The organism is Limosilactobacillus ingluviei DSM 15946, from assembly GCF_001435775.1.
Classification (GTDB): domain Bacteria; phylum Bacillota; class Bacilli; order Lactobacillales; family Lactobacillaceae; genus Limosilactobacillus; species Limosilactobacillus ingluviei.
Genome location: NZ_AZFK01000046.1, coordinates 1 through 331 on the forward strand (window position 1 = coordinate 1; position 331 = coordinate 331).

Genomic DNA, 331 nt, shown 5'->3' on the forward strand with positions numbered 1-331 from the left:
TTATCAGTAAGTTGTTTCCAACATATCTTCAGCTGTTTTAACCAAGTCTCTACTTTTCCCTTGCTTTTCGCTAATAAATATCGTGTCCTCGCTGTTGATGGATCCGATTTTCGCACGCCTTACAACTCCGAATCACGCTATGTTATTAATAATTCGAATCATAAAAAGCAATGTTTAGTTCATATCAATGCACTTGTCGATGTTCTCAACCATGCTTATCTCGACCTTGTTTTTCAACCTAAAACTGCTCTTCAAGAGCGCAAGGCAGCCCTAACCATGCTTCGCCGCTATGCGGCGAAACAGCCAACAATTGTATTAATGGATCGTGGAT

The 331-nt window shown here is 40.5% G+C and carries 1 protein-coding gene; it reads left to right on the forward strand.

Annotation, left to right across the window (positions count from 1 at the left end):
- Positions 1–331, forward strand: a 331-nt coding sequence (locus FC43_RS10820; RefSeq protein WP_156648310.1) for a transposase, incomplete at both ends; no start/stop codon positions are given.